We start from the raw sequence: 25,566 nt of genomic DNA on the forward strand, positions 1-25,566 counted from the left end.
TGTCAACGACAGGCAGGGATTTCGCTCGTAACCGAACTGTCAAAAATTAGACAGATTCTGGGGGTGGTGCAGGTGCATCGCCATCAGCTGGTGCAGCTGGGACTTCTGATCCACCGGCAGGTGCTGCTGGAGCAGCTGGAACTGTGCATGGGCTTGATCCACATGGGCTTCCGTAGGAAGTTCCACAAGGAGCAGTTCCGCAAGGGCTTGTTCCACATGGAGCTGCAGTTCCGCATGGGCTGCTGTAGGAAGTGGTGCAAGGGCTGCTGCAAGCAGTTTGGCAGCTCTTAGTGCGGCGAACTCGCTGTGGGGCACATTGAGTGCGAGCTGCACGGCGAGAAACGCGGCAAGTGCGAGTTCGGACGCGACCACAGGAAGCGCTGCTGTAGGATGCGGTTGCAGTTCCGCATGCTCCGGTGGCGCACTGTGCGGATGCAGAATCCGCAGCTGCAGCGACGACGAACGCTGCAACGGCCATCAAGCTCAGAATGTTTCGTGTCATCAGAAATTGCTCCGTCTCAAAAGGTAGTCTCGGGGAAATCACATGATTCACTGCCTGGTCCCGAACACTCACTCCCGGCAGTGAAGCGTGAAGAAATCGAATCCTTTCGAGTGGCAAACATTGCCGGTCACGCGAATTTTCTCGATTAGGTAGTCTAGGTGGGCGAGATTGTCAAACGTGTGACCCTGGTAAATCTGAAGGGGATCCGAAAAACCGGAGCTTGCCAGCGAAGGGTGGAGCATCTGTTCAGTAGTCGGTGAGGTGGGATTATGCGGGCGTGTTGTCACTGAAAAACGTCGAATTGACCGCTTTGTAGAAATTGAGCCGGTCGTGCGAATTGTTTCGGTGTCATATTTCCCCCAACTGGAGCAATCGGAAGGGCGGTTTGTAACGCAGAATGCAATTCCACCGCCCGTCTGAACCGTAGTGTTGAATCCGACTGAAGTTGATGACCCGTCCACGCCGACAATGTACATCAGGTGGTTAAGTAGTTTCGGTTCGGGAGCGCCTTTCCGAACGATTGCATGACGCATATCAGCCGGAATCAACTGATCACTTATAGGGGGGAGTTCACAGTTCAGTGTGATCTCAAGAGTCGCGTGAACAAGATGTTCACAACACTCTTTTCTGATCATGACGCGACTGGGGCTCAATGGGGGATTTCTTCACTTGTGAGTCGTTAGGCGGAGGCATTGCGCTTCCATCTTTTGGACTTCCTCTCCACTGGTAGATCATCAGAGCTGCAAGGGGTTCGTGGCATCGTCTGCTACGGGCACAGTTTTGAAGTGATTTGCATGACAATAACCTGAGACGACCCCGAAAACGACGCTGGTTTATGCCATGGACCCACGGGCTAGGAGAGCCGGCCGCGTGTCGAACGAGGGGTGAAGATCTGGAACAGCATCCGCTGTTCGGACCCAGACAGATTGTGATTGGAGAGCCCGCAATGAGGACGATCTTCACTACCGGTCAAGTCGCCAAAATCTGCAAGGTCGCACCACGTACAGTAAGTAAGTGGTTCGACTCAGGCCGACTCCGAGGATACCGGATTCCCGGTTCCCAGGATCGCCGGATTCCCCGCGAGCACTTGATTCGGTTCCTGAAAGAACACGGAATGCCACTCGGTGAACTGGAAGACGAAGCAATGGGCAAGCTTTTGCTCGTTGGCGTCGACAGCACAATGCGTGGCGGGTTGGAAGGTGTCCTTCCAATCGAAGACTTTAAAGTTGAACTCGCAGCAAGTGGATTCGAAGCCGGCATCCAAGCCGAGTCGTTGCATCCCGACTGCGTCGTGATTGACTTTGCGATGGGGCGGAATGAAGCCTTGATGATCGCTCAGAATCTGCGAAAGAACGGTGACTACACTGATACCGTGCTGATTGCACTCCTCAGTGACGACGACACCGCCAGCGGATTCGATCGGACGATCTTCAACGAGACCTTCCGCAAGCCGTTCGACGCAGCTTTGCTCGCTGAACGCATCCGTACTTTGGTCAGCCGTCGCAAGACGCTTGCTTGAGCTAACTGCCTTCTAAACGAGGCGGTTCTTGCGATGTGTCGAGCATATCGCTGACCCGTAGTCATGGATGACACATGTTTCGTTGACGACGACCAGACGATGTAGCAGCTTTGAGACGCGAAGAACTGCGGACGATCAGGCCCTGTTCAAGAGACGAGTTCTCTGAATTCGTGGGTCCACCATCGCAGAGCATTGGGGAGTTCTGCTAGCGTGTTGAGAGTTCACGTTCGTGTCAGGCGAAGATCTGATTCAGTCTTTCGCTCAACGTTGTTACTTCTAAAGTTGTGAGATACGCACATGAAGTGAAGGGAATCCCGGACTCGTTATGAGCGGCTCGACCAACATTGACGAAGCGACTTTTCTTGGAAAGGTCGCTTCGTTTTTTCGTTCTGCATGGTTTTCGTGGTGGGCAGGGCTGATTGCCACTCTGCTCGTCATTGCGACCATTGACCCTGCTCAGGAACTCCCATTTCCTGCAAGTGGCCCCGGTTTGACATTCGATGAAGGCTTCAACATCGAAGTCGGAGTCACACTCGCCCGGGGATATCTGGACATTGACTGGTCTGACTTCAGCCTCGACAAGCTGGAAGAGATCTATGCGGACCCGTCGTACAACCCGGATCATCCCCCGTTGGGGCGGATTGCACTCGGGGTCTCTCACGAAGTGTGTCAGAGAATCTGGCCGATTGCCGGGCCTTGCGGATATGTTGTCAGCTACACGCGGATTGCATCGGCGATCGAATTCGGGCTGTTGGTCTTTTTCCTGATTCGATATTCGGCGAGCTGGTTCGGTCGAGACGTCGGTGCCTTTGTCGGAATTTCGGTTCTGTGCATGCCGCGCGTTTTCGGTCATGCGCATCTGGCTTCACTGGAATCGTGTACCAATCTGACATGGGTTTTGTTTTTGCTCGTGCTTGCAGATCGATGGGGACGTCAAACGGTTCCGCGTGCGCGTTCTGGTTTGATTCCCGGTTTCTTTCTGGGATTGGTCTTCCTGACCAAAATTCAGGCGATCTTTTTGCCACCCGTGGTGCTCGTTTGGGCACTCTGGAACTGGAGGCTCCGGTCTATCTTGCCGATGCTTGTTCTGTTTTTGACAGCTGCAGTTGTTTTCTTCGCAGGCTGGCCATGGTTGTGGATCGATCCTGCGGAAAACTTGAAGGAGTATTTCGCGAGCGCGACGGAGCGTGCGAGCCTGAACTGCTTCTACTGGGGCGAAAAGTTTGCGGATCGGGAAGTCCCGTGGCACTATCCAGCAGTGATGTTTCTGGTCACGATGCCAGTCGCATTTCTGGGAGCTGGTTGGATCGGGATGACCAATCGTACAGGTGATGAAAACTCATCGGCTGCGATCCTCGACCCGCGTGGGATGCTCTTTTTCGGAGCCTGGCTGTTGCCGCTGCTCGCGTTGAGTCTGCCGGGAGTGACCGTTTACGACGGCGTCCGACTGTTTCTGGTTTCGTTCCCGACCTTCGCACTCTTCATTGGGTTAGGGGCGAATCGCTCACTGACGTCCATTTACCGTCGCTATGGGAAGCGTGTCGTTCTGCCGGTCCTTGTCGTCGGCTTGGCGGGGCCGATCGCGGGAATGGTGACTCTGCATCCGTGCCAGTTGAGCTACTACAATGTTTTGACTGCAGGGCTTTGGAAAGCGGAAGAATGGGGATTCGAAGCGACTTACTGGGGTGACAGCGTCACTCCGGAACTGCTCGCAGAAGCATCGGTGAAGATCCCTGAGAATGCGACTCTTGAAATGGCCCCGGTCCTGCATCCACTGCAGTTGGAATTCATGCGATGCGGTTCCTGGATGAAACACCGGCCGGATATCAAACTCTCAGCTTACGATGATGCTCGCGAGACCCTTTCTCCCTACGTTGTGACGATTCATCGACGCGCCGACCCGTGGGATTCGCTGATTCCTCCGCCTGAAGGGACAGAGGTTCTCGCTTCGGTTCGACGGCAGGGAGTTGTTCTGGCGGAAGTCTTGAAGCTTCCTGAGAACTCTGCAACTCCCGATGCCAGCGACGATTAATGGGCTGCGCTGGCTGGATCTTTCACTCGAGGTCATTGACGCGATGCGCATCGGACGACGAGAATTGAAAGTCGGCGAATCAGATTCTCACGTCGAACAGTTTCGTTCAGTTCGTGCATGGATGGTCAATGCAGGAGAAACGTGTCGTTTTCTGAGGAAATGAGGCCATTTTTGAAATGGTCTTCGCGAACCTGCATGAGTAACGAGGAGCAATGATGTCAGAAGGAATTTCCGATACGGAATCGGAAGATGCTGCGGGGCAGAAGAAGAATCCGAATCTCGTGCCCGCCATCATGGTGATTTGCGCCACCGTGGTCATCATTGGAGCAATCAGCGGAGTTGTGACGGTCTCGCGTGATGGGGAAATTTCGATCTCGACGGCGGTCATCTTCGGACTCGCTGTGATCGGGGGCATCGTGATGACGATCAGCGGCGCGTATTTGGGGTATCTCAATTTACGCGATGACTGGTCATGAGCCCGGTTGTGATTTCGCAAACTGGACACAATAAATCTGCGGGAGTGTGTTCGAGATCGTCGACCAGGAATCGCCACCATCTTCGGTTACCCAAAGCCCACCGGTTGACGATCCCATTGCCAGTCGGTCGCCTGAAGAGTCGACATCGAGGCTGTGTCGGAAAACGATGTCATAGCAGTGATCTTGAGGAAGTCCATTGCGGAGGACTTCGAACGATTCGCCAAAGTCTCGTGTGCGTGTGACCACAAGCTGATTGTCGACGGGAATTCGACACTCATCTTTGACTCCGGGAACGAACCAGGCAGTGTTTCCATCGTGAGGATGCACGCTCACAGCGAACCCAAATGAAGACGGCGGAACATTCTCCATCTCCGTCCAGTTTTTTGCTCCGTTGCTGGACCGGAAGATTCCGTTGTGATGCTGGATCCACATTTTATCGGGGTCAGACAGGCATTGGCTGAGGCGATGAGCATCCTGAATGTTCAGGCTGTTCTGAAGATTCGGAGGCATGTATTCCGCCCGAAGCCCTTCTCCGATGAGTTCCCAGGATGCTCCTGCGTCGCGGGTTTCCCAAACTCCCCCGCACGAGATTCCGATCGTAACGTGCTGGCTGTCACGTGGGTCGACGCAAACCGAATGGATTCCCGGACGGTCTTTGCCTCCGCCGAACCAGCCCATCCGCTCTTCGCGATTCCAAAGAGACTCGACGAGTTCCCACGTCTCCCCATGATCTTTTGAAAGAAACAGCCCTCCGGGAATGGTTCCCGCCCAGAGCCATCCCGGCTGATCGGGGCCACCCGGCTCGAGTGCCCAGATTTCGTCGAGCGATGCCGGCTTCGTTTCCGTTTCGCCGGTTTCTTCGTCTTGTCCCGAGGCGTAAACTGCCCCTTCCGGATAAACAGGGACAGCGACTTCCGTCCATGTTTCGCCGTTGTCTTTCGAGCGATGCAGCTTCACACCGAAGTGACCGAGCGTCAGTGATGCATAGAGCGTTCCGTCACGCGAGTCGTGGAGAAGCATCGTGACCGGGTCGCCAAGAAAGTCGACCTTCTTGATGGCCCATTCCCGGTCACCGCGTTCAACATGAAACAAACCCTTGCGAGTCCCAGCGAAAAAACGGTCGTTCATGATCTGCCCTCGTCGTGCGTTCCGGAATCAAGATCCAGGTCGTTTCACATTCCGATGGGAAGCCAGAGCAAGTTGCTCTTTCCTGTGCACTCGCTTGAATTTTTTCATCAGATCAAAGGCTGAGTTTGCTCGTGCGAGTGAGTGCACACCGAATCTGAAACTGCTCTATCCCCCGGACAGTGCTTGCATCACAAAAATTTCGCTGTCTGAGTTGACTGGATCAGAGAGACGTTTCCGATCGCGAACCACTGCGTCATCAATGAACACGACAACGTGTTGGCGCAGCGCCCCCTGATCATCGAGCACATATCCGCGCAGCTGCGGGTTGAGTTCGAAAATCTGGTGGAACGCTTCCCCCAAAGTCTCCCCGGAAACTTCTTCCGGCGGACACTCCAAGTGTCTTTTGAGATGCGGGGTGAAGGAAACGATCGGCATGACCAGTTGAAACCTGGACAGATAGACCTGCCAGCAAAAACTCTGTTCAGACATTCTCCTCGCGAGGAGGCCATCCTGCAAGCGTTTCGAAGGCAGTCGGATTTGGGCGATCGCAACAACAACCCGGCGAGTCGGCAATCAAGCGAGTCGGCCGCCGTATTGTTCGGTGTAGTACTTGAGGTATTCACCGGAACGGATGTTGTCGACCCAATCTTCGTTGGAGAGATACCAGTCGATTGTCTCTTGCAGGCCCTGTTCGAAGGTCACTTCAGGAGCCCAGCCAAGTTCCGTCTCTGCCTTCTTACAGTCGATCGCATATCGCTGATCGTGTCCGGGACGGTCAGTGACATATTTGATGAGAGACTCAGGTTTGCCAAGCAGTTCGAGCAGCAATTTGGTGAGCGCGATATTGGTCATCTCGGTGCGTCCACCGAAGTTGTAAACCTCTCCCACTTGACCTTTTCGAAGTGCGGCATCGATTCCGCGACAATGGTCAAGGACATGGATCCAGTCGCGGACATTCTCGCCAGTTCCATATACCGGGAGCTGCTGGTCTTTACGGGCGTTTGAAATAAACAGCGGAATCAGTTTCTCTGGAAACTGGTAAGGGCCGTAATTGTTCGAACAGCGTGTCGTAATGGCGGGAAATCCGAACGTATGGAAGTAAGCACGAACGAGCAGGTCCGCAGACGTTTTCGATGCCGAGTAGGGGCTGTTCGGAGCGAGAGGTGTTTCTTCGGTGAAGAAGCCTTCAGTTCCCAATGATCCATAAACTTCGTCTGTCGAAACCTGAAGGTATCGGGGAACATCATGCTGTCGGCAGCTGTCGAGCAGAGTCAGTGTTCCGTTGACGTTTGTCGTCACGAAAGGTGTGGAGTCGAGAATGGACCGATCGACATGACTTTCGGCGGCGAAGTTCAGGACTGCATCGATATCGCCGGAGGAAAGAACAGAGTCGACGAACTCGCGGTCACAGATGTCTCCGTGTCGAAAGTCGTAGCGATCCAGACCTTCGAGGTCGGAGAGATTCGCGGGATTCCCGGCATAGGTCAATTTGTCGATGTTGATGATGGACAGATTTGGGTACGATTCCAGCATGAGTCGAATGAAATTCGAACCAATAAAACCGCAACCTCCGGTGACCACAATACGTTTCATTTCAAGGCTTCCAGCTGACCGTTGGGAGTGTTCTGCCGATGCCAAACCGGCGAAGGATGTTTCCGTATTGTACTCCATGGTCGCCCCTGTTTGTCACAGGATTGTCTGAGAAACGTGTGAAATCGTAATGCATATTGCAATTGTGACAGCTGGTGGGGCGGGAATGTTTTGCGGATCATGCATGCATGACAATACTTGGGCGCATGCGCTGATCCAGCAGGGGCACGAGGTCTCGCTGATTCCCACATATACCCCTCTTCGCCTTGACGAAGATAACGAAAGTCTCGGTCGTGTCTTTTTTGGGGGTGTTAACGTCTACCTGAACGACAAATATTCGTTCTGGAGGAAGATGCCGCGATTTCTGACCCGCTGGCTCGATCATCCCGGGCTCATCAGAATGGCGACCAAATGGTCCGTCAGCAACCAGGCCAGTGAGCTTGGTGAACTGACGATGTCCATGCTTCGCGGCGAGGAAGGACCTCATCGGACTGCGATTGAAGAACTGGACAACTTCATTTGTGACCAGCTCAAACCGGATGTCGTTATCTTCAGCAATGCACTTCTCGTCGGAGCAGTTCGTGTTCTCGAAGAGCGTTTTAACGGACCCATCTTTTGCGTTTTGCAAGGAGATGATGTTTTCCTCGACGGCCTCACTGATGACTATCGTCAGCCTGTGATTGACCTCATTTCCGAACGAGCGAAAGACTTCACCGGGTTTCTCGTTCACAGCGAATTCTACCGCGACTACATTTCGAAGTATCTGAATCTGCCACCTGAGAAGTTCAGCGTTTTGCCTTTGGGGATCAATCTGACGGGGCACGACGGTCGTCCGGAGCTGCGGAACAATCCTCGATATACCGTTGGCTATTTCGCGAGGATTTGTCGAGAGAAAGGGCTTCACAATGTCATGAGCGCTTTCGTTGAATTGCGAAAGCATGTTCCGGACGCGGAATTGAAAATTGGAGGATATCTCGGTCCCGGCGAACGAGCTTACTTTTCCGAGTCGATGGCCCTCGCAAATGAGCATATCAACGGCATTCAATACATCGGAAGTCCCGAAACTGCGGCAGAGAAAATCGCGTTCCTGAAGTCGGTCGATGTCCTTTCCGTTCCCACGGAGTTTCTGGAACCGAAAGGGCTGTACGTGTTGGAATCCCTCGCGAACGGAACACCGGTCGTTCAGCCGGAACATGGATCGTTTCCCGAGATATTGAATCGCACACAAGGGGGAATTCTTGTCGCACCGCGAGATCCGGAGGCGCTCGCGAACGGGTTGCTTCAACTCGCGGATAATGATGAACGCATCAAATACGCGGAGCCCGGCTGGGAGAACGTGCGAAGCTACTACAGTGACAGCGAAATGGCTGAGAGGACCGTCGAAATCCTCAGTTCGCACTTCACTGAAACGATCGGCATCATTCGTCCGTTCGAATGATCCGGGGAATTGGTGAACGGATCACCGAAGAGCGGATTCAAAAACTTCATCTGAGCTTAGCTGGAATCCATTCACAGGCCCGCCTAGAATCGTGGATTCCTTTTCAGAACGACCTTCCGCACATAACTGCAAGACTTAATGGCCATGGACAGCGAACTTCGAGACTCTGCAACGACACTGATGGAGCGCATTGTTCAACTGAAGGACTCTCTTTGACTACGATCAGAAAGTCGCGCGCGTAGAAGAGATCGACCAGCTTATGGCGGCGCCCAACTTCTGGGATGATCAGGAGAAAGCCCAGGAGCTGATCAAGGAGCTTCAGCGTCTGAATGCTGTCATTAAGCCCATGCAAAACCTCGTCACCGGAGCCGGCGACATTGAGGTTCTCATTGAATTTGCCGAAATGGAAGAGGGTGATGGCTCTCTCGATGAGCTGCGGCAGACGGTCGAAAAGCTCTCGAAAGATCTTGAGTCCATGGAGCTTCAGGCCAGTATGAAGAACCCGGAAGATGCCGGGAACGCATACATGACGATTCAGGCAGGCGAAGGAGGAACAGACGCGGCCGACTTCTGCGAGATGCTGATGCGAATGTATCTCCGTTGGTTTGAAGTCAACGGCTATGACGCTGAGATTGTCGATCAGTCCGAGGGCGAAGAAGCCGGGCTTCGGAATGTCACAATGCATGTCAAAGGGGATTATGCGTTCGGTTATCTCAAGGGGGAAACCGGAAACCATCGCCTTGTTCGAATCAGCCCGTTTGACTCAGCCGGACGGCGGCATACCTCGTTCGCAGCGGTTGACGTGATCCCCGATCTCGGTGAGACCGAAGTCATTGAAGTCGACTGGGACAAAGATGTCCGTGAAGACACCTACCGTTCCGGTGGGGCGGGGGGCCAACACGTCAACAAAACCGATTCAGCGGTGCGGTTAACACATCTCGCTTCGAATGTTGTCGTTCAGTGTCAAAGTGAACGAAGCCAACACAAGAATCGTGCTGCCGCCCGGAAGATGTTGCAGGCGAAGCTCTTCCAGATTGAACAAGACAAGCAAAGTGCGGCAACCGCCGCCCGGCGCGGAGAGAAGTCGAAGATCGGCTTCGGTGGTCAGACAATCCGCCACTACGTGTTGCAGCCTCAGCAGTTCGTCAAAGATGATCGAATGGATCTCAAGTTGAGCAATCCATTCGAAATTCTCGATGGAGATCTGGATGAGTTGATCGAAGCGTATCAGCGGTGGAGCATTGCAAAATAGGATGGCTCAGCATCCGGAAAATAGAGCGGGATGGGGCGCAATCAGGTTGAAGTCAAATGATCATTGAAGGTCTGTGTACCACGACGAATCCGGACGGGAGTACCAACATCGCCCCGATGGGACCCATCGTAAATGATGAGTTGACGTCTTTTCTGTTTCGCCCTTTCCAGTCTTCTGCGACGTTTCAGAACCTGCAGGCGACTCGGTGTGGTGTTTTCCATGTCACCGACGATGTCGGGATCATCGCCCGGGCTGCGATTGGAACGTTGACGGAGACGCCCCGACTGATTCCGGCTCGGGAAGTTGATGGACAGGTCTTGGCTTCCGCCTGTCGATGGTATGAATTCGATGTCATTTCGATTGACGACACTCAACCTCGCAGCGAAATTCGAACCGAGCTGAAACACACCGAAACTCTTCGTGAGTTCTGGGGTTACAATCGGGCGCGACATGCGATTCTTGAAGCTTCAATTCTGGCGACCCGCCTTCAATTGCTGAAAGCGGAAGAAGTTCGCAAACAGATGGAACGTCTTCAGGTGATTGTCGACAAGACCGCGAACGACGCCGACAAAGAAACGTTTCAACACATCGTCAGTTTCATCGGGAATCACTAAGGCGACGCACGAAGATCACGAGGAGCGTTGTTCTCGCATTCGTTCGGTCGTTCATCAATCAGTGTTGAAACGACGTCAACGTTTCAATTCGCTGACGAGATCGTCTATTTTCCCTGAGTACCCGATGCCCAACCAGAAGCTTTGAGCAGGTGCTGAAAAGTTCTCTCAAAACCGCTCGGCGAATTCCTGAATCGAGTGCCACAGCCAGCGACGGATCGCAAGAATCGCAGCTAATGCAGTCATTGACTCGATAATTTAATTAAGACAACCGTTTAGATTGATTGGTATTGATTCATGTCGACAGTTCGAACCCGATTTGCTCCATCGCCGACGGGATACATGCACATTGGCGGAATGAGGACTGCGCTCTTCAACTGGCTTTGGGCTCGTCACAACGGCGGAAAGTTTATTCTGCGCATCGACGATACCGATCGGGCTCGTAACGTCGAGGACGCACTCGAACCCATTCTGGAAGCATTCAAATGGCTTGGTCTCGACTGGGATGAAGGTCCGGAAATTGGCGGAGACTATGGGCCATATTTTCAGTCAGAGCGATCGGACTTCTACATCGAAGCCGTTCAGAAGCTCCTCGATGCCGGTCTCGCATATCATGATTTCGATCCGCCGGAACTTGTTCAACAGGATCGTGAAGCGGCCGAGAATGAAAAGCGTCCCTTCCTTAATGTTCGTCGGTCATTGGAGTTAAGCGACAGCGAGAAGAAGCAGTATCTGGAGGAAGGACGGCCTTCGGTTATTCGATTACTGGTTGATCGCAGCCAGAAGGTTTCCGTCGACGATCACATTCGCGGTCACGTCGAATGGGACTGCGGTCTGATTCCCGATCCTGTCATCATGAGAGGGGATCAAACTCCGCTCTATAACTTCGCAACAGTTGTCGACGATGCTGCGATGAAGATCACGCACGTCATTCGAGCGGAAGAACACCTCACAAATACCGCTGTTCAGGTGCTTATCTATCAGGCTCTGGGCTATGACGTTCCCGAGTTTGCACACATTCCGTTTGTGGCTGCCCCCGGCACCAAAGAGAAGCTCAGCAAACGTGATAAGAAAATCGAAAAGTACAAGAAGAATCCTCAATTTAAGAAGCTGTTCGATATCGCAGACAACGTCTTCCCGAAGCTGAATCTCGGAAGTTCGGTGACTCTCAATCCTGTGATGGTCGCTTACTATCGAGAAGCTGGTTTTCTCCCTGAAGCGATTATCAACGGGCTGTCGCGACTGGGATGGTCGCTCGATGACAAGACAGAGAATATGTCTCGCGAGTTTGTGATTGAAAACTTCACGCTGGACAGAGTTGTCAAAGCTTCCGCCGGTCTCGATCCAGATAAGTTGTTGTCCTACCAGGAACATTGGATGGAGCAACTCTCGACCGATGAGAAGTACGACTTCTGCCTTCCATTCTTGCAGCGTGCTGGACTCGTCGGTGAAGACTTCTCCGCGGAGCAGCGTGACCAGATTGTTCGCTTGATTGAGGCATCTGGAGACCGGCTCAAACTTGCCAGCGACATTCTCGCCTTCGATGAGTTCCTCGTTTCCGATGACAGCCTGACGTACGACGAGAAGGCATTTAAGAAGCGACTGCTCAAGCCTGAGAGGGCCGTTGAGATTCTCCGCGACTATCGAGCAGTGCTCGCGGATTCCAACGACTTCACCGCAGCTGCGCTGGAGAGTGAATTCAAATCATGGATGGAAGCGAACAACCTCGGCTTTGGTGACATCATTCATTCCCTGCGCGTTGCAACGACAGGAAAAGCGTCTGGCTTAGGGATGTTCGAAGCTTTGGAATTACTCGGTCGCGAGTCTTCTCTCGCCAGAATTGATCGAGCCATTGAAAAGGCTGAGAGCGAAAAGTCAGAGTGACCGTGAAAGCGGTTTATGTTTCGTCCGAAGTTTCAGACTGCCCGTCGACAGGATTCTTCGGCGGCGCATTCTGCTTCAACGCGACTTCAGCGACCGCTTCCGGGAGTGGCGGAGAGAATTCGACGACATTCAGCCAGCGATCGACCGGAATATCCCAGGCGTCGTGGCGAAATGGTTCCTTGAGCGGGACGACCCAGCTGGGGTACTTCCAACTCAACGGGACTGCGGCCAGGTCGACGTTCGGATCAATCAACAGTTGAGGTTTTCGACCATTGAGCGAAACGAGCGCAATCGTACGGATTTCAAGATCGTGATAGCCGATCGCTGCGAGCTGGTCTTGAATGTGATGGCACAGCTGATGAATCAGACGCGGATCTCGTGACAGAACAGCAAGCTGGCGAATGGTGACGAAGTCTCTTAAGTCAATCATCCCGGTTCGGCCGGTCGCTGGATCGGTTGCGTAAACAGCGAGCGCCTGCTGTTTCGCACGCAGCAGCATATGCCAGGAGAAGTGATGCCCGTATTCGTCCCAATTCGGGTCTCGTTGATAGAGAAAGTGGCGGAACGGGCATAATGACTGAAAGGCGACGAAGGCGATGAGGCAAGCTGTCGTCATCTGCTTGGAAGAGCGGGACATCGAAAAGGTCGCGACATCCGTCGAGGGGCGGTGTCGAATCCCGGTCATCCGGGAAACGACTCGCGTCGGCCAGTCGGGTTCGAAGTAGACGGTCGTTGCGAGAATCATCAGCCACGGGAAAATTCCAATGGTCCAGGTGAAGGCGTTGGTCAGGTGAAAACCTAAACAGAGAAGAAACGCCAGCAGGCGAGTTGGCTTCCAGAGGAGTGCCGGGACAATCAGAATGTCGAACAGCAACCCACCCCAGACAAACAGTTGCACAACTGTCTCGCCGTCGAGGAACTGACTGAGCATCCCGGTTTCGAGAGCGGAGTCGAAATTCAAACGCATTGGCTGACCACGCAACCAGTCCGCGTTGATCTTCGCAATCCCTCCAAAGAAGTACGGCACACCAATCTGAAACCGCACCAGCCAGAGAGTCCAGCGAGGCACAGCGAGAGAGCGGATCTCCGGATGAAGCAGCGCGTCAATTGAAAACGCGCGATTCGCCGGCAGAAACGGCATCATCCAACTCAGAATCGCGACCAGGTAATAGTGGTTCTGGTAGTAGCACTTATCGCACAGAAAGATGTACGTGAACAGGATTGCGAATGCCGTCGCGGCGATGCGGTACCAGAATCCGATCGCGATCAAAACTCCGCAGACAACCATGGCTGTGAAGACCAGGTGCATCCCATGAACTGTTGTGCCTCCGATGGTCGTCTGAAAATCCCACGGAGCAATCCATTCGAACCCGTCATAGGTGAAGTGGAACAGCGGATCGATGTAGTAGTAGTTGATCTCCTCAACGCTTTTCGAGGAGAACCACGCCATCACAAGCCCGAAGCTGATGCGGTAGACGATCAGCCAGTCGATGGACACGCCGCCAAACAGGTAGTCGCTGAGTGAGCACCTGTTCGTCTGGTTGCTTTCGGAAGGCGGATGCAACTTGTGAGATGCCTCTGTCATGGAAACGGAATCAACGTGTTTGATCGCAATAGCGTGATCGTCTCGCTCGATTGACTCAGCATGTTTCTCAGACGGGACGAAGATGCTCTTGCAGTGATTGAATGGGAGTGTTCGATCTGAACAGAAACTCTGATTCAAATATTTTAATGAGATAAGCATCGATTTGTGTTAAGGATCGATGAGATTGCAGTGAGCGCTCCCACTGCAAAACTTAATGGTTTGCGCATAATGAGTTCATGTAAGCGGATTGAAATATGTCCCCGTGTTATTGTGTGAAGAGAATCGTGACCGATCTTCATGTAACCCGTCTTCCGATGTTCACTTTCGCCAGTCCGCGCGAAAATTGGCAGTAAAACTCACTTCCAGAAGCTTTCAATGACACGCCTCATTTGTTGTACTCCGGCAGTCGTAACCGAAGTCGACTGCTCTCGAGTCGGCCGGACTGTCTTACAAAAATGGCGTGGAGGATTTTGGGAATGAATAAGTTTGTAAAACGTGCAGGGTTTACCCTCATTGAATTGTTGGTCGTGATCGCGATCATCGCAATTCTCATCGCACTGCTGCTTCCAGCTGTGCAACAGGCAAGAGAAGCTGCTCGAAGAACACAGTGTCGTAACAACTTGAAGCAAATCGGACTCGCACTTCACAACTACTACGACGTGGCTGGCGTTCTTCCAGCTGCTCTCTTTGGCGATGTCGATGATGATGCTGGTCTGGACGACGACGGATTCGCATGGTCGGTTTACATTCTCCCTTACATCGATCAGGGACCTCTCTATCAGCTGATCAATCCACAGGGGCAGCCGGGAATCATTCGCAAAGACCATCCCACCCGCATTGAGCAAATGTACCCAACACAAGTTGGACTTGGTGATGACGCTCGCGTTCCAGGTGGCGACACAGTCATCCCTGGTTTCCTTTGCCCAAGTTCCGCAATGCCAACTCAATACCCAGAATCATGGGCGATTCCAGGGGCAACAGTTGCAGGTACTGGAAATCCAAAGCTCGTTGGCTACGGAACGATTTCCTACAAAGCTTGCGCTGGATCTGCTCGGGGCGATTTCGGCTTGATGCACAAAATGGCTGAAGGTGGTGGACTTCGATTCCGTGACTGTACGGACGGTCTCAGCAACACTCTGCTGATTGGTGAATCGGCTTACACTCGCGATGGAGACCGAGTCAACACCTCATCGGCAACCAGACTCGATGACTGGCCAATCTGGATCGGCACTTCGAATTCTGACGAGAGTGCACGAATCAACGGACGAACTCGCTCACCGATTAACTGCCGCGTCAACATCAACCGAATGTTCTATGCGATCAACGACGACTGTGCCTTCAGCTGGCACGTTGGTGGAGCAATGTTTACCTTCGGAGACGGATCGGTTCACTTCCTGAGTGAGAATATCGATCAGGAAACCTATTCGAACCTGCACGACCGAAGCGACGGACAGCCAATTGGCCAATTCTAATCGTGGTCGAAGTGACTTGCATGTCGGTGTTCTTCCAGAACAACTCAATGTCATCGGATTCGGGAGTTCGCCGGTATGCAAGTTTTACGTTTTGAACTTTCAATATTGATCATTAGCGAGCCGACCGGGTCATTGATGTCTCACGGAATCAACTGGCGAACAGTTGAAGGTTGGGCATCAAGTTCCTATTGAGATGTTACCGGTCGAATCGAACACAGGCGAAAACAGGAACGAAGAAGATGCGAGAGTGTTTTGTGGGAATGATTGCCGCATGCTGCCTTGTTGGTTGCGGTGGTGGACTTGAAGAATTTGGTACCGCTCCTGTCACCGGAAAAGTGTTGTGCAAAGGGGAACCTTTGGCGAGAGCATTTGTTGCTTTCAATCCTCTCCGAAAAGGGGACTCAGCAGAGGTTGGCAAACAGGGATTCGCCATCACGAATGACAATGGAGAATTCGTTCTCGGAACTTACGATCAGGCCGATGGCGGAGTGGTCGGAGAGCACAGCGTTCGCGTTTGGCTCAATGGGGAATCCTGTGATTGTGTCGTTGGTGATACGGTCGAAGTGCGGAAAGTCGAAGTCAAAGGTGGAGAAGATAACGAATTTACGTTCGAACTCCCCGAAGCGAATCGCCGTCAGAAAATGATGCAAGACGAGCAAGCTGCTGAAGAGCGAGATGACGAAGAAGACGAGTAGTCAGACAGCGTGGTTAGTTTGTATTCAATTAGATTAGAAACTAACTAAGTTCGTGGCTGTTCGTACTTGTAATACATCTGTTGAGTAATTGCTGCGAGCGTTGAGTTTGCTGTTCATGGATTGTTGTATTAGTAATTCGGGTGACTAACTAAATGTCAAAGCTTCAAGCGTTCCTGAAGAATTCCGTGGCCATGGCAGTCTGCGTGGCTCCGATGAGTGCCTGGGGGCACGGTCCGGAAGAGGATCACGTTCATGGTCCACCTGTTGCGCGTCCGGAGCGTGTCTACGCCCCGACTGTCGTTCCAGATCGAATTGTTTTGACTTGGACAGGCGATCCAGCGACGACACAAGCTGTGACGTGGCGTACTTCAACAGACGTTCGCCAAGGGGTGGCGGAAATCGTGGTTGCTGACAGCGGCCCTGGATTTCCGGAGAAGGCAGTTCAGGTCGAGGCAACAGCAGAGGCGTTGCTGAGCGATTTGAGCACCGCTCATTATCACACCGTCGAATTTGAAGATCTGGAACCTTCCACGAAATACGCCTATCGCGTCGGTGATGGTGGCAACTGGAGTGAGTGGTTTCACTTTACGACTGCCAGTGATGCTCCTGAGCCGTTTTCGTTCATTTACTTCGGCGATGCACAGAACAATGTGCGGTCGATGTGGTCACGTGTGATTCGAGAAGCATACGGGGATGCCCCGAATACCGCCTTCTTCCTGCATGCTGGGGACCTCATCAACTCTGCCGAATCGGACGGAGAATGGGGAGAGTGGTTTGGAGCAGGGGCGTTTCTCAATGCGATGGTTCCGAGCATCGCTGTCCCGGGGAATCATGAGCAGGCGAAACAGGCTGACGGAACTCGTCGCCTTTCACACCATTGGCGACCGACCTTTGCGTTCCCGACGAATGGCCCTGTTGGATTGGAAGAGTCCTGTTACACACTCGTGTACCAGGGAGTTCGAATTATCGGAATGAACAGCAATCAGCAGCAGGAAGATCAGGCTGTCTGGCTGCGAAAAGTTCTCGAGAAGAACGAGTGTCCATGGGTTGTGTGTACATTCCATCATCCGATGTACTCGACTGGAAAAGGACGCGACAACACTGAGCTGAGAACCATCTGGAAGCCGATCCTCGATGAGTACAAGGTCGACCTCGTTCTTCAGGGACACGATCATACTTACGGACGAACGGGGCTTCACACTCCTCTGGCGGGCGTTGAAGCTGAGCCTGAGCAGGAGAATGAAGAAACTTCCAAAGTTGGAACCGTGAATGTTCCGACCGGTGTGAACAACGTCGATCCCACAACGGGAACCGTTTACGTTGTGTCTGTCAGTGGTCCGAAGATGTACAACATTCAGCCACATCCGTTCACGGAACGGGTTGCTGAAGATACGCAGCTGTATCAGATCATCCATATCGATGGAGACAAGCTTCGGTTTGAAGCACGCACAGCGATTGGCGAATTGTACGATGCGTTCACACTCGTCAAGCGGGATGGAATGATCAACGAAATGATCGAAGAAGTTCCAAACACTCCCGAACGACGCCGGGCTCCTTAAGTTCGACGACGCAATTTTGAGACGATGACGAAGCGGCCAAAGTTTTTGGTCGCTTCGTTTTTTTATGGGCTCACGAAATTCTTCCTCAATCAATATCGGGAAGCGGATGGGCGGCGCAGAATGGACAAGCGATTGTGATGGGCAACAAGCTCAACCAACGGATCAACGAATTGGTATGCGCATATGAGTTTGGCGACTTCCTCGGTCTTCCGCATCCGGCAGAGGCTGTCCAGATCAACAATCGCATGAACCAAAAAGAGTGGCGAATACTTATGCACGTGCGGTCTTTCCAGCTTGAGGTCTGACGAAGTGGTGTCTGCGCAGACTCTTTGAGTTCCTTCGTAGCGATGGAAGAACTGGGTTGGTAATCTGTTCAACAAATTCGGTTGAGCCAGAACCATTTCCGAAGGGAGAGGCTGATGCAGACAGCTCTGTATGGTGCAATTGGTTGGAAGCATCCTCGAGGGATCTTCCAGGTTCTGGAGTGGGCTCGGCGATTTGGCTGGCACGCTGTCGATGCCCGGGGAATGACTTTGGGAATCCCGGGTGATCCGCTTCGAAACTCGGCGGCCTTCGGGTACGACATGCTTGGTCCGTGTCACATTCATCAATCAGCCCGTGTGGACATCCGATCGGCCTGCGAAGAATCTGGTATCCCGATCTTGTGCTTATACGTTGCTCATCCGGTCAATCTTCGCGGAGAGTTGGGCGACGCGAACCGAAAGATGTTTCGAGAGTATATTCAGCTCGCCGCTGATCTTAACATCGAGTCAGTTCGGGCGATCAACAACACGCGTGAAAGCTACGATGACGAACCATTCTCTGAAGAGGAAGCTTTCGAGCGAACGATGACCGGGCTGCAAGATGTCGGAAAGCTGGCAGGTGACCTCGGGATCGGAATTCTCATTGAGAACAATGAGAACTCAACGACGTCGTGTGCCGACGAACTTCTCGAAATCCAAAACGCCGTCCGAAATGTCTGTCGGGTTGGAATCGCTTATGACCCGGTGAATGCGTACTTTCAAGGGCTCAACGAGTTTGATGAACTGACTGAGCTTTCCGGGTCGGTCGATTTTCTGCATCTCAAGAACGTCAAGCGTCACCACGATCCGCAATTTGCCTATATGCCCCGAGGTGACTTCAGCTACGAATGGACTTCTCTGTCTGATGGAGACATCAGTTGGGAGACTGTTCTGCGGGAGGCTGTTGAAGGAGGATTCGACGGAACATTGACCTTCGAATATGTGAATCCATTCAAAGGGATGTCAGCCGACTACTGGGAAACGATTCGAGATCCGGAACAAGCCGCTCAAGAAGAACGCAACTACCTCAACGAACTCATCGAATCGATTCAAGAAAGCGAGTCGGAGAGGAATCTCTGACAACGCTTGAAACATTGGAGTTGAACGGAGGGGCTCCTCTGGAGTTGAGGCAGCCCGGAGATACTCGACGTTGAAATGAGACGTTGAATTGATTCAGTAGTGAAGCAAGTCCACTACACAAAAAAAAGATGCCTCGATCATCCGATCGAGGCATCTACGGTAAGCTTGCAATCCGTTTCCTCACCGCGACTCTCGTGAATCCGATCAATGCAACAGGGAGTGGTGCAAAGTTCCCATGGGCATTCTCGATCGGGGAGTCATTTCGTCATTCTGGACGACCTTTCCGTCTTCTTATTGACAGAAATCGTTACTGGACTGTTTTGATGTCGTTCTCACCGATGCAGAAGTCTGGTCGGTCGAGGAAGGAGCTTGGGCTGACGTGTGCATTGTGGCCGCGAACACCAGAAGTACAGTAGCTCTGCTGGAGGCATCCGAAGGCTGATCCAACATCTTCAAGCTCATTGTTGATGTTGAGAGCGACTTCGTTGAGGCCAACGATCATTCCGAGCACGCAGATCGTCGCCACGAGGACGAGTTCAGCAGAAACGATGAAACCAGCTTCGTCATTGAGAAGTGCAGTAAAAATAGTACTCATGGTGTAGACCCTTCGGTATTGGAAACAGGAGTCGGGATTGTCTTTTGTTGATAGCGATTGTCTTTGGTTGAAATTTGGTAAAAGCAGAGCCTGTGCCGAAGAGAGTCAATCGAACTTGTCATTCACTGTCAGTGGGTGGTGAGCTGGAGATGCAACTCTTTTTGGGATAATGGGTTACGGGGTTGAAAAGATTCTGAAACACTTCAGGAATGAAACATTGTGGCCAAGCTGCGAGTGTTTCCGGTTTGCAACGTCGGAAACAGTGTTGATGTGCGGAGCTTGCCATTCGCTTCGTAAGTGTTGAAAATTCAAGAGTTTATGTCTTGCGTTGATCATCTTCATCGTCGTGGCGATTTCGAAACGCGGGGCCCGTTCCTCCGTTTCGATGAATGCGCCGGGACTCGGTTCTTTGGCGGAGAGCTGTCTTCGATCTTGCGAATCGCTCGGAAATTGAGATGAAGTTGCTCTCGAGAAGAGGTCAGACAATGCAGTCATTTCTTGAACGATACAGCGATGGAGCACCGATCCTGCTGGATGGAGCGACCGGAACAGAGTTGGAGCGGAGAGGGTTTGAGTTGGCGGCTCCTGGCTGGTCGGCGGCAGCGATTCGAAATGCTCCCGAACGACTGACGGAGATTCATCGCGACTATGTTGCAGCGGGCGCTGAAATTCTCACTGCCAATACCTTTCGTACACATGCACGAAATCTGGAAGCGACTCAATGGAGGGGAATGGCTCGCGAACTGACTGAAGAAGCTGTTGGTCTGGCGCGAGAAGCGAGTCAGGGGAGGGCTTATGTTGCAGGTTCGATCGCTCCGCTGGGAGACTGCTATTCCCCCGATGAGACTCCGGTGCGGGAAGATCTGGAACGTCACCATGCGGAGATGATCGAGCATCTCTGCGATGCGAATGTCGATCTGATTCTTGTCGAGACTCAGTTGACGATTCAGGAATCGGAAATCATCGCCCGCCGAGTTGCGCAGTCGGGCTGTCCGTTTTTCGTCAGTTTCGTGTGCAACGCCTCCGGAAATTTGCTTTCGGGAGAACCGCTGAGTGAAGCTTTAAAGCGAGTCCTCGAGTGGAATCCTCTCGGTTGTCTGCTGAACTGTGTTCCCGTCGACGAAGTGGCGCAGATCGTTTCGTCGCTTCCGTCAGAGTTGGAAGAGGGCATTCAAGGTGCGTACGCCAACACGGGACGAATGATCAGTCCAGGCGTCTGGGAATCGACTCCGGGAGTTGATCCGGCAGTTTACGCCGAGTTTGTCACGGAATGGAGAATGTACAACTTTCGCCTCATTGGGGGTTGTTGTGGGACTACTCCTTCCCATGTAAGTGCTTTGAAAGAAGTGCTTTAGGGGTTTTCTTCGGGGCGAGGGATTCTCTGCGATTTTTGAAAGTTGAGTCAATCAGGCAGCTCGACAACGGAAAGATGATCTTTCCTGCCCGTGGGACATGCAGTAATTTCCCGCGCTCAACTCTCACTTCAAATTTTCATTGGCGCCTCCGTCCTCCTCTCGGTCCGCCAATCGTCCGCACCTTCTGCGGACTCCCTTCCTCAAGACCTTCCACAATCCATGCCTCGAATCGATCTTATGGAAGACGTCAGGACGACGTGTTCGCACATCGACCCTCAAACGCATCTCGGTCCTGACCGGATTGTCGAAGATGTCGATCCGCCTGCCTCCGACAAGGGGCAGACTGATCAACAGTCAGTCACTTTCGCACCTCAAGATGGAACTCGGGGAAAAGCGATGTCATTGCTTCGCAGACTCAGCGACAAACTCACCGGTCTTCGTCAAACGTCAACTCAGGTCATGAGGCCGGTGTTGAAGACCACTACTTTCGCATTTGGAGCGCTTGCCGCATCGGTGGCGCCGCTAACGGCCCTGGCGGAACATCAAATTCCACCAGGAGGCGTTGATTACACGATGCCTTCGGATGGGTATTCGATTCCCGATTACTCGGGCTCGCTCCATTCTCAGCCTTCGTCCGGTGGACAAGGAGCTGGCGGTGTCGGAACGAAGGGTCGCGTCGGACACCAGGCTGGCGACACCGTTGGTCGAAACGGATCACTGACTTACTTCGACCTGTCACCGTACATCTTCACGAACAGCGGAGTCGTCTTCGGGGACGGTCGATTGTTCGTGATGAATAGCGGGAAGATGGGTGGAAGCGCCGGTTTGGGTGCACGTCACTTCTTCCCACAAATCAACACGATCGGTGGAGCGACGTTCTACTACGACCGTGATGATTCTCGCGGAGTGACCTTCGAACAGTTCACGATCGCCGGGGAAATCCTGAGCGAATTCTTTGACGTTCGAGCGAACTACTACATCCCCTTCGGAAATACCGAGCAGGTCACAGCTGAGCGATACGCAAACGGGTCTGCTCAGTTCGTCGAAGACCGAATCGAGTTTCAAACACGAACGTTCGCAGCCTCCGCTCTGGAAGGTCTTGATTTGACCTTCACGACACCGATTCAGGGTGAGTTCTTCGAACAGTTTAACATGGAAGCATCGGCCGGTTGGTATCACTACAAACCATCCGAGAATGATGGCGACATCTCCATCAACGGGTGGAAGATTCGTCTCGACGCCGACATCGCTGAGAATCTTTCACACACGTTTCTGAAAGTGACTCACGACAACAAGTTCAACACCAGCGTCGTGTGGGGAATCGATCTGAACTACTGGAATGGTCTGGATGCTCGCCGCCACATCGGCAAGAGCCAGTTCAATCGACTCGCAAGCTGGGTTCGACGCGAACGAACAGTTTCTGCTTTGAGCAGCAGCGTGTTGAATGCTCCGGAAGTGGCGATCAACCCCGAAACGGGTGACCCCTACGTCGTGTTGCAGGTCCGGAACAATCCGAACCCACCGCCTGACAACTTCCCACCACCGACCGGAAACGGTTCGCTGGACATGCCTTATCAGTACATTCAAGACGCGATCGATGATCCACGAATGGCAGATATTGTCTTCGTCCAGGGGAACAGTGTTTTCGATGGCGACGTCGACGGAAACTCGAATGCAACAGTTGTCATGAGAGAGGGACTTCTTGTCCTCGGAGAAGGTGTTCCACTCGACATTCCAGTTCAGGGCCCAGTGGGAACGATCCCACTCCCGACTGTGACAGAAGGACCTGTTGCTCGACCAATCATTCAAAACGTTTCCGGTCCTGTTGTCACACTGGCTGACAACAGTCGGTTCGCTGGCTTCACCATTCAGAACTTCAGTGATGGTCCTGCGATTCTTGCAGATGGTGTGAGTGGCTCGACGGTCAACGAAGTGATCATTGATACTTCGACCGGAGCGATGGCAGGCGGAATTGAAATCAACGACTCGACAGGAACCTTTACGTTCCAGAACATCTCAATCAGCGATACCGCTGGAAATGGATTGGCCGTGACCGGAGGGAATGCAGCGATTCTCTTCAATGGAACCAACTCCATCACCAACTCGCTGGGATACTCTGTTCTGGCTCAGGATGCTGCCGGGAGTGTGAATCTTCGAAACACCACCATCACCGAAGATGGCGGTCTGGGTGTCGAAGTTTCCTCGACTGGAGCCACACCGTCGACGGCGAACGTGACCTTCAATACTGTCTCGCTCTCAAATACGAACTCGCCTGATGGGGCGTTCCGAATTTTCAATCACGGAGGAGCTGTCTCAACTCTGGGGGCTGTCACAATTGACAACCCGGATGGGGCTGCGATCGTCGTCGATGAACTTCAAGCCACCGGAACGGTTTCGTTCCAGGGAAGCACGACGATCACCAACCGGACTCAAGAAGGTATCCTGGTCAACGACATTCAGGAAGGTGTCGATCCACTCGCACCGGACACAACAGTTGCAGGCTCGGTGATCTTCCAGGGTCCAGTTTCGATCGGGCAGGGCACGAATGTGGCAACTGCTGCAGCGATCGACATGAACTCAAGCCTCGGAAACGTTGTCTTTGGAAACCTGACAATCAACGGCGGTGCTGGGGACGGTATTTCGATCACCGATCTTCTTGACGAAGGGACCACAGTTGGTCAGTTCTTCGTGAACGGGTTCGCGACGATCAACGATATTCAGGGAACGTCGATCGACATCGACAATGTGCAGAAAACTCAGTTCAGTGTCAGCTTCCAGGATACGCAGATTGCGAATCGTGGAGGAACGGGGATTAACATTTCCGACTACGCTGGCCTGGCTCGCTTCTTCGGTCTGACACAGGTTGGAAACGGACTCGGCGTCACCGACAATGGTGTCACAATCACAGACAACCTTGGTGTTGTCGCCTTCGGAAACCTGACTGTTGTCAACCAGCAGGGAGCGGGGTCGTTCGGTGTGCTCGTGGCAGACAACGTCAATCTTGACGAAGACCTCACGACCAACATCACCTTCAACTCTTTGAATGTTGAGAGCTTCGATGCGACCGCTGTCAGTATTCAACGCAACGAGAACGTGGCCGTCGCGACCGGAACACTGGATGCGACCGACGCCACAGCAATTGAAGTCTTCGACAACACTCGCCATGACCTGACATTCCAGGAAGTCAGTGCCACAAACTCTGACTACGGGATCTTTGTTTCCAACAGCCCGGGAAGCTTTGTTGTCACGGGTATTGGAACAGGTGCCGGAACAGGTGGATTGATTCAAGGAATGTCCATCGCCGGTGCTCACTTCGACAACACGAACAATGTCTTCCTGCAGAATCTTGACCTGGATGCCAACCTCGTTGGTGTCGAGGGAGAAGAGATCAATCTCGAACGAGTTGGCTTTGATCCATCGATGATCTTGAACAACGTGGCGATTTCGAACTCAGCCTCACAAGCAGCTGTTTTGCAGAACGTGACCAACTTCAGCTTGCTCAACTCCTTCCTGACAAGCAACGGAAACGGCAATGCAACAGAACAGATCCTGTTCAATGCAGCTGTTCGAGAAGTGGATGTTGATGGAGATGCTGTTGTCGATGATGAAGATGACCTGATTACCTACAACGTCAACATCAATGGCAACACAATCATGGATGCTTCCGGAGCTTCAATTATCGGAGCGGACATGGTTCTGATCCAAACAACTGGAGCTGGAAACGGAGCACCGTTGATCTTCAACCTGCTGGACAACGGAATCCCGGGACTGACACCACCAACAGACATGCTTGCTCCGAATCGAACACTCGCCTCAGGGATTCACCTCGACTGGGATGGGGATGTCTTCGCGACAATGGACCAGAACACATTTGTGATGGCGACAAACGCTGGACCACAGACAGCTGTCGAGTTCGATATCGACGGTCTGGCAGATGTGACCTTCACTCGTAGTTCGGTCTCGTCCTCGGGAGTTGGTGACCGTGGTCTGCAAATGACCTTCACTGATCAGGCGAGCCTCATTGTCACCGACAACGTGGTTCTGGATGAGAACAACAACATCGTGGGTGGTTCCGGATTCCAGATGACTGGAAACAACTCTGAAGCACTCAATCTGACCTTCCAGGGAACCAACAACAACTTTGTTCTGTCCCGAAACTTGATCAACATGACCGGTTTCGATTCCTCCGGTGTTGTTGTCGAGCGAATCTTCGCTCCGTCGAATGTCACGATCAACTCGAACTCGATCTTCCTGACAACCGACTTCGACAACGTCACGGAATACGGAATTCTCTTCCGCGATGTGCGAGGTGTGATCAACCTCTTCGGAAATCAGAACAACGACATTCCGATCGGAACACTCTTCCCGTTCTATGTTGACTTCCAGGTTCCACAGGGATCAACAAATGGATCGATCATCGTGAACGGAACTGTGCGACCGTAACAATTCCAAGCGAAGATCTAAGAGAACGCTCAGGGCGGTTCATTTGAT

The 25,566-nt window shown here is 52.7% G+C and carries 19 protein-coding genes; 13 read left to right on the forward strand and 6 right to left on the reverse strand.

Going from position 1 to position 25,566, the window contains the following annotated elements; all coding sequences use genetic code 11:
* Window positions 1–39: 39 nt before the first annotated feature.
* Window positions 40–471, reverse strand: a complete 432-nt coding sequence (locus KOR42_RS02500; protein ID WP_146507038.1) for a hypothetical protein — start codon at window positions 469–471, stop codon at window positions 40–42.
* Between the two features lie 977 nt (window positions 472–1,448).
* Between KOR42_RS02500 and KOR42_RS02505 the strand changes: the two genes are divergently transcribed.
* The 3 genes from KOR42_RS02505 to KOR42_RS02515 all read left to right on the forward strand — a co-directional run bounded on the left by KOR42_RS02505 (window position 1,449) and on the right by KOR42_RS02515 (window position 4,529).
* Window positions 1,449–2,021 (forward strand): helix-turn-helix domain-containing protein, encoded by a 573-nt coding sequence (locus KOR42_RS02505; protein ID WP_146507039.1) that lies wholly within the window; start codon window positions 1,449–1,451, stop codon window positions 2,019–2,021.
* Window positions 2,022–2,346: 325 nt separating this feature from the next.
* Window positions 2,347–4,053 (forward strand): ArnT family glycosyltransferase, encoded by a 1,707-nt coding sequence (locus KOR42_RS02510; RefSeq protein WP_146507040.1) that lies wholly within the window; start codon window positions 2,347–2,349, stop codon window positions 4,051–4,053.
* A gap of 215 nt (window positions 4,054–4,268) precedes the next feature.
* Window positions 4,269–4,529: a hypothetical protein gene (locus KOR42_RS02515; protein ID WP_146507041.1), complete on the forward strand. Its 261-nt coding sequence runs from the start codon at window positions 4,269–4,271 to the stop codon at window positions 4,527–4,529.
* On the opposite strand, the gene KOR42_RS02520 is transcribed toward KOR42_RS02515, so the two are convergent.
* From KOR42_RS02520 to rfbB, 3 genes are all read right to left on the reverse strand, one after another.
* Window positions 4,524–5,657 carry a WD40/YVTN/BNR-like repeat-containing protein gene (locus tag KOR42_RS02520; RefSeq protein ID WP_146507042.1) on the reverse strand — a complete coding sequence of 378 codons (1,134 nt, stop codon included), beginning with the start codon at window positions 5,655–5,657 and terminating at the stop codon, window positions 4,524–4,526. The two genes, KOR42_RS02515 and KOR42_RS02520, sit on opposite strands and share 6 nt — an antisense overlap.
* Window positions 5,658–5,822: 165 nt before the next feature.
* A complete protein-coding gene (locus KOR42_RS02525; protein WP_146509965.1) occupies window positions 5,823–6,092 on the reverse strand; it encodes a MoaD/ThiS family protein in 270 nt (89 codons plus the stop codon).
* 138 nt (window positions 6,093–6,230) lie between these two features.
* Window positions 6,231–7,250 (reverse strand): dTDP-glucose 4,6-dehydratase, encoded by a 1,020-nt coding sequence (rfbB, locus tag KOR42_RS02530; protein WP_146507043.1) that lies wholly within the window; start codon window positions 7,248–7,250, stop codon window positions 6,231–6,233.
* Between the two features lie 181 nt (window positions 7,251–7,431).
* Between rfbB and KOR42_RS02535 the strand changes: the two genes are divergently transcribed.
* From KOR42_RS02535 to gltX, 4 genes are all read left to right on the forward strand, one after another.
* On the forward strand, window positions 7,432–8,685 hold the full coding sequence (locus tag KOR42_RS02535) for a glycosyltransferase family 4 protein (protein WP_197440791.1): 1,254 nt from the start codon (window positions 7,432–7,434) through the stop codon (window positions 8,683–8,685).
* Between the two features lie 144 nt (window positions 8,686–8,829).
* Window positions 8,830–9,937 (forward strand): peptide chain release factor 2 gene (gene prfB / locus KOR42_RS02540; protein ID WP_146507045.1). Its coding sequence is split into 2 segments (ribosomal slippage): window positions 8,830–8,898 and window positions 8,900–9,937, totalling 1,107 coding nucleotides; the frame shifts between segments, so codons are not numbered across the junction.
* Between the two features lie 56 nt (window positions 9,938–9,993).
* The gene (locus KOR42_RS02545; protein WP_146507046.1) at window positions 9,994–10,551 is read left to right on the forward strand and encodes a DUF447 domain-containing protein; all 558 of its coding nucleotides are present in this window, start codon (window positions 9,994–9,996) and stop codon (window positions 10,549–10,551) included.
* Between the two features lie 294 nt (window positions 10,552–10,845).
* On the forward strand, window positions 10,846–12,432 hold the full coding sequence (gltX, locus tag KOR42_RS02550) for a glutamate--tRNA ligase (RefSeq protein WP_146507047.1): 1,587 nt from the start codon (window positions 10,846–10,848) through the stop codon (window positions 12,430–12,432).
* A gap of 13 nt (window positions 12,433–12,445) precedes the next feature.
* Here gltX and KOR42_RS02555 read toward each other — a convergent pair whose 3' ends face one another.
* On the reverse strand, window positions 12,446–14,017 hold the full coding sequence (locus KOR42_RS02555) for an HTTM domain-containing protein (RefSeq protein ID WP_197440792.1): 1,572 nt from the start codon (window positions 14,015–14,017) through the stop codon (window positions 12,446–12,448).
* Between the two features lie 476 nt (window positions 14,018–14,493).
* On the opposite strand from KOR42_RS02555, the gene KOR42_RS02560 reads away from it, so the two are divergent.
* The 4 genes from KOR42_RS02560 (at window position 14,494) to KOR42_RS02575 (ending at window position 19,125) form a co-directional block, all read left to right on the forward strand.
* Window positions 14,494–15,489: a DUF1559 domain-containing protein gene (locus KOR42_RS02560; protein ID WP_197440793.1), complete on the forward strand. Its 996-nt coding sequence runs from the start codon at window positions 14,494–14,496 to the stop codon at window positions 15,487–15,489.
* Between the two features lie 239 nt (window positions 15,490–15,728).
* Complete coding sequence (locus KOR42_RS02565; RefSeq protein WP_146507049.1) at window positions 15,729–16,184, forward strand: hypothetical protein; 456 nt, start codon at window positions 15,729–15,731, stop codon at window positions 16,182–16,184.
* A gap of 152 nt (window positions 16,185–16,336) precedes the next feature.
* The gene (locus KOR42_RS02570; protein WP_197440794.1) at window positions 16,337–17,743 is read left to right on the forward strand and encodes a purple acid phosphatase family protein; all 1,407 of its coding nucleotides are present in this window, start codon (window positions 16,337–16,339) and stop codon (window positions 17,741–17,743) included.
* A 419-nt stretch (window positions 17,744–18,162) separates the two neighbouring features.
* The gene (locus tag KOR42_RS02575) at window positions 18,163–19,125 is read left to right on the forward strand and encodes a sugar phosphate isomerase/epimerase family protein (protein WP_146507050.1); all 963 of its coding nucleotides are present in this window, start codon (window positions 18,163–18,165) and stop codon (window positions 19,123–19,125) included.
* Between the two features lie 307 nt (window positions 19,126–19,432).
* On the opposite strand, the gene KOR42_RS02580 is transcribed toward KOR42_RS02575, so the two are convergent.
* Window positions 19,433–19,720, reverse strand: a complete 288-nt coding sequence (locus KOR42_RS02580) for a branched-chain amino acid aminotransferase (RefSeq protein WP_146507051.1) — start codon at window positions 19,718–19,720, stop codon at window positions 19,433–19,435.
* Window positions 19,721–20,205: 485 nt separating this feature from the next.
* On the opposite strand from KOR42_RS02580, the gene KOR42_RS02585 reads away from it, so the two are divergent.
* Entirely contained in the window at window positions 20,206–21,075 is an 870-nt protein-coding gene (locus KOR42_RS02585; protein WP_197440795.1) for a homocysteine S-methyltransferase family protein, read from the forward strand.
* Between the two features lie 219 nt (window positions 21,076–21,294).
* The gene (locus KOR42_RS02590) at window positions 21,295–25,518 is read left to right on the forward strand and encodes an inverse autotransporter beta domain-containing protein (RefSeq protein WP_146507053.1); all 4,224 of its coding nucleotides are present in this window, start codon (window positions 21,295–21,297) and stop codon (window positions 25,516–25,518) included.
* Window positions 25,519–25,566 lie beyond the last annotated feature (48 nt).

The organism is Thalassoglobus neptunius (assembly GCF_007859735.1).
Lineage (GTDB): Bacteria > Planctomycetota > Planctomycetia > Planctomycetales > Planctomycetaceae > Thalassoglobus > Thalassoglobus neptunius.

Coding starts and splice junctions, on each gene's coding strand:
- rfbB (WP_146507043.1), bottom strand. CDS start 7,250: ATGAAACGTATTGTGGTCACCGGAGGTTGCGGTTTTATTGGTTCGAAT.
- KOR42_RS02590 (WP_146507053.1), top strand. CDS start 21,295: ATGCCTCGAATCGATCTTATGGAAGACGTCAGGACGACGTGTTCGCAC.
- KOR42_RS02555 (WP_197440792.1), bottom strand. CDS start 14,017: ATGACAGAGGCATCTCACAAGTTGCATCCGCCTTCCGAAAGCAACCAG.
- KOR42_RS02515 (WP_146507041.1), top strand. CDS start 4,269: ATGTCAGAAGGAATTTCCGATACGGAATCGGAAGATGCTGCGGGGCAG.
- KOR42_RS02505 (WP_146507039.1), top strand. CDS start 1,449: ATGAGGACGATCTTCACTACCGGTCAAGTCGCCAAAATCTGCAAGGTC.
- KOR42_RS02560 (WP_197440793.1), top strand. CDS start 14,494: ATGAATAAGTTTGTAAAACGTGCAGGGTTTACCCTCATTGAATTGTTG.
- KOR42_RS02575 (WP_146507050.1), top strand. CDS start 18,163: ATGCAGACAGCTCTGTATGGTGCAATTGGTTGGAAGCATCCTCGAGGG.
- KOR42_RS02545 (WP_146507046.1), top strand. CDS start 9,994: ATGATCATTGAAGGTCTGTGTACCACGACGAATCCGGACGGGAGTACC.
- KOR42_RS02580 (WP_146507051.1), bottom strand. CDS start 19,720: ATGAGTACTATTTTTACTGCACTTCTCAATGACGAAGCTGGTTTCATC.
- KOR42_RS02525 (WP_146509965.1), bottom strand. CDS start 6,092: ATGCCGATCGTTTCCTTCACCCCGCATCTCAAAAGACACTTGGAGTGT.
- KOR42_RS02520 (WP_146507042.1), bottom strand. CDS start 5,657: ATGAACGACCGTTTTTTCGCTGGGACTCGCAAGGGTTTGTTTCATGTT.
- KOR42_RS02585 (WP_197440795.1), top strand. CDS start 20,206: ATGCAGTCATTTCTTGAACGATACAGCGATGGAGCACCGATCCTGCTG.
- KOR42_RS02510 (WP_146507040.1), top strand. CDS start 2,347: ATGAGCGGCTCGACCAACATTGACGAAGCGACTTTTCTTGGAAAGGTC.
- KOR42_RS02535 (WP_197440791.1), top strand. CDS start 7,432: ATGCATGACAATACTTGGGCGCATGCGCTGATCCAGCAGGGGCACGAG.
- KOR42_RS02565 (WP_146507049.1), top strand. CDS start 15,729: ATGCGAGAGTGTTTTGTGGGAATGATTGCCGCATGCTGCCTTGTTGGT.
- gltX (WP_146507047.1), top strand. CDS start 10,846: ATGTCGACAGTTCGAACCCGATTTGCTCCATCGCCGACGGGATACATG.
- KOR42_RS02570 (WP_197440794.1), top strand. CDS start 16,337: ATGTCAAAGCTTCAAGCGTTCCTGAAGAATTCCGTGGCCATGGCAGTC.